The organism is Actinomadura sp. BRA 177 (assembly GCF_013372625.1).
Classification (GTDB): Bacteria; Actinomycetota; Actinomycetes; order Streptosporangiales; family Streptosporangiaceae; genus Spirillospora.
Genome location: NZ_JABXFD010000187.1, coordinates 1 through 8,323, shown reverse-complemented (window position 1 = coordinate 8,323; position 8,323 = coordinate 1). Strand labels below are relative to the sequence as shown.

The window sequence follows — 8,323 nt, the reverse complement described above, 5'->3', positions numbered from 1 at the left end:
GCATACGGGGTAGGAGTCCGGCGCGTGGGCTCGGAGAGGTGTATAAGGGGCAGTCGTTGAGGCGGTCGCGGAGCGGTGGGGAGTGCGGCGCGGGGAAAGGGACACCTGCGTGTGGGCGGAGGTCGTCCGCAAGGAGCGGGTTTGTGAAGAATCTGGCGGGTGGCCGGCGGGGACGCCGTAGGCTGCACGGGTGACTGAGAAGCTTTGGCGGATCGAGCCGTCCGGGCCGCTGCGCGGGGACGTCACCGTGCGGGGGGCGAAGAACGCGGTCAGCAAGCACATGGTCGCGGCGATGCTGGGGGACGGGCCGAGCACGATCGGCAACGCCCCGGACGTCGGCGAGGTCGGCATAACGGCGGGCATGCTTGAGCACGTCGGGATGACGGTGGAGCGGTCTAACGGCGACGTGACGATCGTGCCGGGGCCGGTGGCCGACCCGAGTGTCGGGAAGGCGTTCACCGGGCTGAACCGCATCCCGATCCTGATGCTGGGGCCGCTGCTGCATCTGGCGGGTGAGGCGTTCGTTCCGCTGGTCGGGGGCGATCCCATCGGCAGGCGGCCCGTTGACTTCCATGTGGAGGCGTTGCGGGCGTTCGGCGCCGAGATGACCTATGCGGCCGACGGGATCCACGCGCGGGCGTCGCGGCTGGTGGGTGCGCGCATCGAACTGCCGTATCCCAGTGTGGGGGCGACCGAGACCGTCCTGCTGGCGGCGGTGCGGGCCCAGGGGAAGACCGTCATCCGCAACGCGGCGATGGAGCCGGAGATCGTCGAGTTGGCGCTGTTCCTGCAGCGGATGGGCGCGCGGATCTCCTTCGCACCCGACCGGCGGATCGTGGTCGAGGGCGTCGAGCGGCTGAGCGGCGCGCAGACCAGGCTGGACGGCGACCGGATCGAGGCGTTCTCCTACCTGGTGGCGGGGCTTGTCACCCGGGGAGAGGTGCGGGTGCACGGGTGCCCGCAGGACCGGCTCGTCACCGCGATCACGACGCTGACCCGGATGGGCGCACAGTTCGAGATCACCGACGACTGGATCATGGCGTCCGCACCGAACGGTCTGCACCCCGCGGCGGTGCAGACCGACACGCATCCGGGGTTCGCCACTGATTGGCAGACGCCGCTGATGGTGCTGTTCACGCAGGCCGAGGGCATGTCGGTGCTGCATGAGACCGTTTATGAGAACCGGCTCGCGTATGTGCCGGCGCTGCAGAGCATGGGCGCCGAGATAGAGGTCTACGACACCTGCTTGGGTGGTCCGGCCTGCCGGTACCACGACACGGCGGCGCTGCACTCGGCCGTTGTGCGGGGCGTGACCAAGCTCCGGGGCGGGGACGTGACCATGCCCGACATCCGGGCCGGGTTCTCGGCGGTGCTGGCGGCGGCCGTCGCGGAAGGGCCGTCCACGCTCAGGGGCGTCCACCACATCGAGCGCGGCTACCACCGGCCGGTGGAGCAGTTCCGGACGCTGGGGCTGGCGCTCCAGGAGGGTTAGCGGACGTCCGACCCCGGCCAGGTAAAGGTGAGCGCGCCGCCGACGGGGAGGTCGTGCCAGAGCGGCGCCACCTCGTCCAGGCGGTCCAGGATGCGGTTCACCGTGGCGGCGTCCTCGGGCGGGATCTGCTTCCGGCGGGCCCATTCGGGTGTCGAGGCCCCGGCCCGGCGCCGCCAGGCAAGGTCGCACAGGCCCGCGAAGTACTCGGACCTGGCCATGTCGCCACGGTCGGCCGCGCTCAGGGACGACTCACGCTTCTTCGCCCGGCGCTGCTCCCGCGCTCGCCGGCGCGGATCGCCCGGCGTCTCGACCGTCTCGGCGAAGCCGCCGCCGCCCGCCGCCGCGCGTCCGAACACCCCGGACGCCAGGCCCAGCTCCGCCTCGGTCAGGTAGTGGACGAGGTCGTGCGGGATGTGCTCGTCGAATCCGGGCGCCGGGTCCATCCGGCGCGGATGCCGTCCGGGCAGGGTGACGACGGTCGCGTACCGGCGTTCGCCCGTCCGTTCGAAACTCACGTCCATGTGGCCAGGCTAGGCCGCGCCGTACGCGGTACGCATGTGCTTTTCCGGCCACTACGTTGGGTTGATCACCTGCGGAGGGACGATCGTGGACTTCGACCGGAGCGATCCCTATCCCCATTACGCCCGCGCACGCGAAACCCAGGGGCTGACCTTCGTCCCCGAGCTGGACGCCTGGCTCGTCGCCCGGCACGCGGACGCGCGGACGGTGCTGCGGGATCCGGAGACCTTCTCGTCGGCGAACGCGCTCAAGCCGGACGTGATCCCGGGGCCGGAGGCGGTCGAGGTGCTGCGGTCGCTGCCGGCGGGACGGCCCGTCGTGCTCACCGCCGACGGCGACGACCACCGGTGGGTGCGCGAGCCGCTGACCCGCGGGCTGTCGCCGAAGCGGGTCGCGGCCGTCGTCCCGTTCATCACCGCGAGGGCCGGGGAACTGGTCGCCTCGTTCGCGGACGATCACCGTGTCGAGCTGATGGGACGGTACGCGCGCGTCCTGCCGGGGGAGGTCATCGGACATCTCCTCGGCCTCGACCCGGCGGACGTGCCCGCCCTGGTCGAGGGAAGCTACCGGGCCGAAGACCTGGTGTTCCGGCAGATGGAGACCGAGGAGCAGGTCGCGGCGGCCCATGCCGTCGCCGGGATGAAGCGGGTACTGGACGCCCATGTGCAGAGCCGCACCGGCGAGGACGATCTGTGCGGTGAGATGGCCCGCGCGATCGAGCCGCACGGCACCCTCGTCTCCAACCTGCAGAACCTGATGCTCGCCGGGCATCTCACGACGACCGCGCTGATCGGCACGGCCGTGCTGCATCTGCTGCGGAACCGGGAGCAGTGGGAGCTGCTGTGCGGGCGGCCCGAGCTGATCCCGGCGGCCGTCGAGGAGGCCGCGCGGTACGACGCGGCGATCCAGGGGTTCCGGCGGGTCGCCACCCGACCGGTGACGCTGGCCGGGACCGAGCTGCCCGAAGGCGCCGAGGTCTTCGTCGCGTTCGGCGCGGCCGGACGCGACCCGGGCGCCCACGAGCGTCCCGACGAGTTCGACATCACCCGGAAGCCCGCCCGGCATCTGGCGTTCGGGCATGGTGCGCATGCGTGCCCCGGCGCGCAGCTGGCCCGCGAGCAGGTCCGGATCACGCTGGAGACGCTGACCCGCGAGCTGCCGGGCCTGCGGCTCGAGGAGCCCGCGGAGATGCTGCCCAGCCTGATCCACCGGAGCCCCGAGGAGCTGGTCCTTACCTGGTGATGGCCGAAACCTACAAGACGGGTGCGCGTCCGGCGGTCAGGCTGGAGGCATGGACATCGATAAGGCATCCGACTTCATGGCCATGCACGCGCGGACCCTGGATCGCCGCCGGTTCGAGCTGCTGACCGGGGCGGGCGACAGGGCCGCGCTCTCGGCCGCGCTGAACGCCTACCGCAATCCCGACGGCGGTTACGGATACGGACTCGAACCCGATCTTCGGTCGCGGACGAGTCAAACGGGCCCGGCCCTGCACGCCTTCGAGGTCTTCGAGGAACTGGCCCCTGTCACCGCGCCCGAAGCCGTCGCGCTCTGCGATTGGCTGGAGTCCGTGACCCTTCCGGACGGCGGCATCCCGTTCGCGCTGCCCATGCCCGATCCGGCTGGATGTGCCCCGTTCTGGGCGGGCGCCGACACGCTGACGTCCTCGCTGCAGATCACCGCCGTTGTCGCGGCCATGGCGCAGCGTGTCGCCGTCCACGATGAGGCCGTCGCCAAGCACCCCTGGCTCGACCGTGCGACTCGCTACTGCCTCGACACTGTCCGGAAGAAGGGCGAGCTACACGCACTGGAGTTGGCTTTCGCCATTTGGCTGGCCGACGCCATAGAGGACGACGAAACCCTACGTCTGCTCGGCAGGCACATCCCTGAGAACGGTCTCGTGCACGTCCAAGGCGGCTTGGAGGACGAGATGATGCGGCCCCTGGACTTCGCCCCCTATCCCGGACGTCCGGCACGTGACCTCTTCAAGGACGACATCGTGAACGCCGAACTGCGGCGCCTCGACGACCAGCAGCAGGACGACGGCGGATGGCGCGTCGACTTCGCCAGCTACTCGCCCGCCGCCGAGCTGGAATGGCGCGGCTACACGACCGTCAAGGCCGTCTCCATCCTGACCCGCAACGCAGCAGCCTAGAGCGCTCGCCGGAACCGTTCGGAGAGGTCGCCGAGCCGTTCCACCGGCTCGTTGGCGAACACGAGCCGCAGATAGTGCCCCCCGGACGGTCCCCAGCCGTCCATCGGCGTCGCGGCGACCTTCCCTCGATCGAACAGCCGCCGCGACAGGTCGGCGGGGGACAGGCCCAGCGGCCGGCAGTCGACGAGCAGCGACCAGCCGCCGTCCGGCCGGACGACCGGCAGCCACGACAGCTGCCCGAGGATCGCCTCGCACCGTTCCCGCCAGATCGCGGTCGCGGCGGCCACGTCGGCGTCGGCGTCCGGGGCCGCGAGGGCGGTCGCCACCGCCCGCTGCGCGATGCCGACCTGGCAGACGACGTTGGTCAGCCCAACGAGGCGGACGTCGTGCAGGATCTCCGCTGGCCCCGTGACCCAGCCGACCCGCCATCCGATGAGCCGCAGCTCCTTGGACGCCGACCCGACCGTGATCGTCCGTTCCGCTAGGCCGGAGATCCGCGCGGGGTGGTCCGGCGGACGCCCGTCGAAACGGATGCGTTCCATGGCCGCGTCGTAGATCAGCCACGCGTCGTGCCGTTCCAGGGCGTCGGCGAGGGCCGTCCAGTGCGTCTCGTCCAGGACGAGTCCGGTCGGCATCGCCGGTCCCATCATGAGCACGGCGGCCGTCCGGGGGCCGACGGCATCGGCCAGCGCCTGCGGATCGACCGTCCACCCGCCGGGCGAAGCCGAACAGGGGACGAAACGCGGCACACCGCCCGCGAGACGAACACGATTGACCAGCCCGGCATAGATCGGGTCGCACAGCACGACCTCCTCCCCGGGCTCGACGGTGGCGAGGAGCGTGTTCGTGATCCCGTTCAGGCCGCCCGCGACGCTCACGCACTCGGTGCCGGGGTCGTAGGGGCGCCCGGCGATCCGTCCGACGTGCGCGGCGGCGGCCTCCAGCAGGGCGCGGTGCCCCTGGAACGGCAGGTAGCTGTTGGCATCGTCGTCGTCCACGGCGGCGCGGGTCGCGGCGAGGGCGGCCGCCGAGGGCCGGACGTCGGTGTCGAGGTTCTCCAGCCGCAGGAACTCCGGGTCGGACGCGGCGTCGGCGGCGTCGCCGATCTCGTCCACGCCGATGCCGGGGATATCGCGGAGCCGGGAAACGGTCATGCTCGCCCTCCTTGTCGCCGATCTTGTTCCAGGGTGCGGCATGGCCCCGCCTCCGTGCCATGCCGGGGGACCAGGTGCATGGGATCCTTGAGACGCAGGCCACATCCGACGGCACCGGAGGCTCCCGATGGACAACGGCCCGGGCTACACGACGCTCACGCCGCTCGCCTTCCTCAGCAGGTCGGCGGAGGTGTTCCCCGGCAAGACCGCCTACGTCCACGGTGACCGCCGCGCCACGTACGAGGAGTTGGCCAGGCAGGTGACGCGGCTCGCGAACGCGTTGAAAGCGTCCGGGATCGGGGCCGGGGACCGCGTCGCCTATCTGGCGCCGAACGTCCCCGAGCTGCTCGCGGCCCACTTCGCCGTGCCGCTGGCCGGGGCCGTGCTCGTCGCGATCAATACGCGGCTCGCCCCGGAGGAGATCCGCTACATCCTCGACCATTCGGGGGCGAAAGCGCTGGTCGTGGACGCCGGGTTGCACCCGTCCGTCGCGCCGATCGCGGACGGGCTGCCGCAGGTCGTCACGGTCCCGGCGGCCGGGGCCGATGATGACCCGGCGGTCGGCGGCATCGGGTACGACGAGCTGCTGGCCCGGGGCTCGGACGATCCGCTGCCCTGGGACGTCCGGGACGAGAACGCCGCCATCTCGATCAACTACACGTCCGGCACCACGGGACGTCCGAAAGGCGTCGTCTACACGCATCGCGGCGCCTACCTCAACGCGCTCGGCGAGGTCATGCACTCGCGGCACACGCCCGAGAGCGTCTACCTCTGGACGCTCCCGATGTTCCACTGCAACGGCTGGTGCACGCCGTGGGCGCTCGCCGCGATCGGCGGGACGCAGGTGTGCCTGCGCGCCGTCGTCGCCGGGGAGGTGTGGCGGCTCATCGACACCGAGGGCGTCACGCATCTCAACGGCGCCCCGACCGTGCTGGTGACGATCGCGAACGCGGCGGAGGCGCATCCGCTGGAGCGGCCGCTGACCGTGACGACGGCGGGCGCGCCGCCCAGCCCGACGATCATCGGGCAGATGGAGAAGCTCGGCGCGAACATCGTGCACGTGTACGGGCTGACGGAGACCTACGGGCCGTACTCGGTGTGCGAGCCGCAGCCCGGCTGGCCGGACCTGGCCGCCGGCGACCGGGCCCGGCTGCTGGCCCGGCAGGGCGTCGGGATGATCCAGACGGACGGCCTGCGCGTCGTCGACGACGGCATGAACGACGTCCCGGCCGACGGGGAGACGCTCGGCGAGATCGTCATGCGCGGGAACAACGTGATGAAGGAGTACCACCGGGACGAGGAGGCCACCGCGAAGGCGTTCCGGGGCGGCTGGTTCCACTCCGGCGACCTCGGCGTCCGGCACCCGGACGGCTACGTCGAGCTGCGCGACCGGTCCAAGGACATCATCATCTCCGGCGGCGAGAACATCTCGACGGTCGAGGTCGAGCGGGCCATCGACTCGCATCCGGCCGTGCTGGAGGTCGCCGTCGTCGCCGTGCCGGACGAGAAATGGGGCGAGCGTCCCAAGGCGTTCGTCGTCCTCCGCGACGGGCACGCCGTGACCGGGACGGAACTGGTCGAGCACGTCCGCGCGAGCCTCGCCCGGTACAAGGCGCCCGACTCGGTGGAGTTCGTGACCGAGCTGCCCAAGACGTCCACCGGCAAGATCCAGAAGTTCCAGTTGCGGGAGCAGGATGAGTGATGTTCATCCGGCCTGTATCGGCCGCCCGCAGGACAGCACCCGCCGAGGATGAACATTGCTCACGGGCGGGGCGGGAGAGTCGCGTCCAGGGCTGAGTGCCCTTGCCGCATCGGGCCTTCCGGCAGCGTGAGGACGGGCGGTTCCTGGGAAGTGTTCCTGCGCGAGGGCCGGGCCGCCGGCCGTCCGTCGAGAGGGGAGCGTGATGGCGCCCACCGGGAGGCCGACCGGGAACGTGCTGATCGTGGGGGCGGGCCCGACGGGGCTCCTGCTGGCGGGGGACCTGGCCGCGGCGGGCATCGGCTGCACGGTGCTGGAGCGCCGCGCCGAGGCGCCGAGCAACCTGACGCGGGCGTTCGCCGTGCACGCCCGCACCCTGGAGGTGCTGGACGCGCGCGGCCTCGCCGGCGAGCTGATCGCCACCGGGCGGCGCGTCGGCGCGCTGCGGCTGCTCGGCTCCACCGCGCTCGACCTGTCGCGGCTGCCCGGACGCTTCCCGTTCGTCCTCGTCACGCCGCAGTACGAGACGGAACGCGTGCTGAAGGAGCGGGCGCTCGCCGCCGGGGCGGAGATCGTGCACGGCGCCGAGGTCGTCGGGCTCCGCCAGGACGCGGGCGGCGTGGACGTCGACGTGCGGACCGCCGACGGTGAGACCGGCACGCGGCGCGCGTCCTACGTGGTGGGCGCGGACGGCGTCCGCAGCACGGTCAGGCGCGAGCTCGGGCTGCCGTTCCCCGGCCAGGCGGCGGTGCGGTCGGTGATGCTCGCCGACGTCCGGCTGGACGAGGAGCCCGAGGACGTCCTGACCATCGGCGCGGTCGGCGACGCCTTCGCGTTCATCGCCCCGTTCGGCGACGGCTGGTACCGGGTGATCGCCTGGAACCGGCACCACCAGGCGGCCGACTCCGAACCCGTCGACATGGCCGAGCTGCGGGAGGTGGTCCGCCGCGCGCTCGGCACCGACCACGGCATCCGCGACCCGCGCTGGACGTCCCGGTTCCACAGCGACGAACGGCAGGTCCCCAGATACCGGACGGGACGAGTGTTCCTCGCCGGCGACGCCGCGCACGTCCACTCCCCGGCCGGCGGGCAGGGCATGAACACCGGGATACAGGACGCGGCGAACCTCGGCTGGAAGCTCGCCGCCGAGCTGTGGGGCTGGGCGCCGTCGTGGCTGCTCGACAGCTACCACGAAGAGCGCCATCCGGTCGGGCGGCAGGTGCTGCGGGGGAGCGGCGCGCTGCTGCGGTTCGCGCTCGCCGAGCCGCGCTGGCTGCGGGTGGCGCGCGGCGGCGACGCACTAC

At 72.0% G+C, this 8,323-nt stretch carries 7 protein-coding genes; 5 read left to right on the top strand and 2 right to left on the bottom strand.

Annotated elements, in window-relative coordinates; all coding sequences use genetic code 11:
• The first annotated feature begins 190 nt into the window (after positions 1-190).
• Complete coding sequence (gene murA, locus HUX53_RS06420) at positions 191-1,492, top strand: UDP-N-acetylglucosamine 1-carboxyvinyltransferase (RefSeq protein WP_176402241.1); 1,302 nt, start codon at positions 191-193, stop codon at positions 1,490-1,492.
• On the opposite strand, the gene HUX53_RS06415 is transcribed toward murA, so the two are convergent.
• Positions 1,489-2,013, bottom strand: a complete 525-nt coding sequence (locus HUX53_RS06415; RefSeq protein ID WP_176402240.1) for a hypothetical protein — start codon at positions 2,011-2,013, stop codon at positions 1,489-1,491. The genes murA and HUX53_RS06415 overlap by 4 nt on opposite strands.
• An 85-nt stretch (positions 2,014-2,098) precedes the next feature.
• On the opposite strand from HUX53_RS06415, the gene HUX53_RS06410 reads away from it, so the two are divergent.
• Both HUX53_RS06410 and HUX53_RS06405 read left to right on the top strand, forming a co-directional pair.
• Complete coding sequence (locus HUX53_RS06410; protein ID WP_309237080.1) at positions 2,099-3,253, top strand: cytochrome P450; 1,155 nt, start codon at positions 2,099-2,101, stop codon at positions 3,251-3,253.
• 49 nt (positions 3,254-3,302) lie between these two features.
• A complete protein-coding gene (locus HUX53_RS06405) occupies positions 3,303-4,166 on the top strand; it encodes a hypothetical protein (RefSeq protein ID WP_176402238.1) in 864 nt (287 codons plus the stop codon).
• Here the strand turns inward: HUX53_RS06405 and HUX53_RS06400 are convergent.
• Positions 4,163-5,320 (bottom strand): pyridoxal phosphate-dependent aminotransferase, encoded by a 1,158-nt coding sequence (locus tag HUX53_RS06400; RefSeq protein WP_176402237.1) that lies wholly within the window; start codon positions 5,318-5,320, stop codon positions 4,163-4,165. The two genes, HUX53_RS06405 and HUX53_RS06400, sit on opposite strands and share 4 nt — an antisense overlap.
• 127 nt (positions 5,321-5,447) lie before the next feature.
• On the opposite strand from HUX53_RS06400, the gene HUX53_RS06395 reads away from it, so the two are divergent.
• Entirely contained in the window at positions 5,448-7,022 is a 1,575-nt protein-coding gene (locus HUX53_RS06395) for an acyl--CoA ligase family protein (RefSeq protein WP_176402236.1), read from the top strand.
• Between the two features lie 202 nt (positions 7,023-7,224).
• On the top strand, positions 7,225-8,323 hold a 1,099-nt coding region (locus HUX53_RS06390; RefSeq protein WP_176402235.1), incomplete at its 3' end, for an FAD-dependent monooxygenase.

Excerpts from the sequence above, each read along its gene's own strand:
- HUX53_RS06415 (WP_176402240.1), bottom strand. The coding sequence starts at position 2,013 with ATGGACGTGAGTTTCGAACGGACGGGCGAACGCCGGTACGCGACCGTC.
- HUX53_RS06405 (WP_176402238.1), top strand. The coding sequence starts at position 3,303 with ATGGACATCGATAAGGCATCCGACTTCATGGCCATGCACGCGCGGACC.
- HUX53_RS06400 (WP_176402237.1), bottom strand. The coding sequence starts at position 5,320 with ATGACCGTTTCCCGGCTCCGCGATATCCCCGGCATCGGCGTGGACGAG.
- HUX53_RS06395 (WP_176402236.1), top strand. The coding sequence starts at position 5,448 with ATGGACAACGGCCCGGGCTACACGACGCTCACGCCGCTCGCCTTCCTC.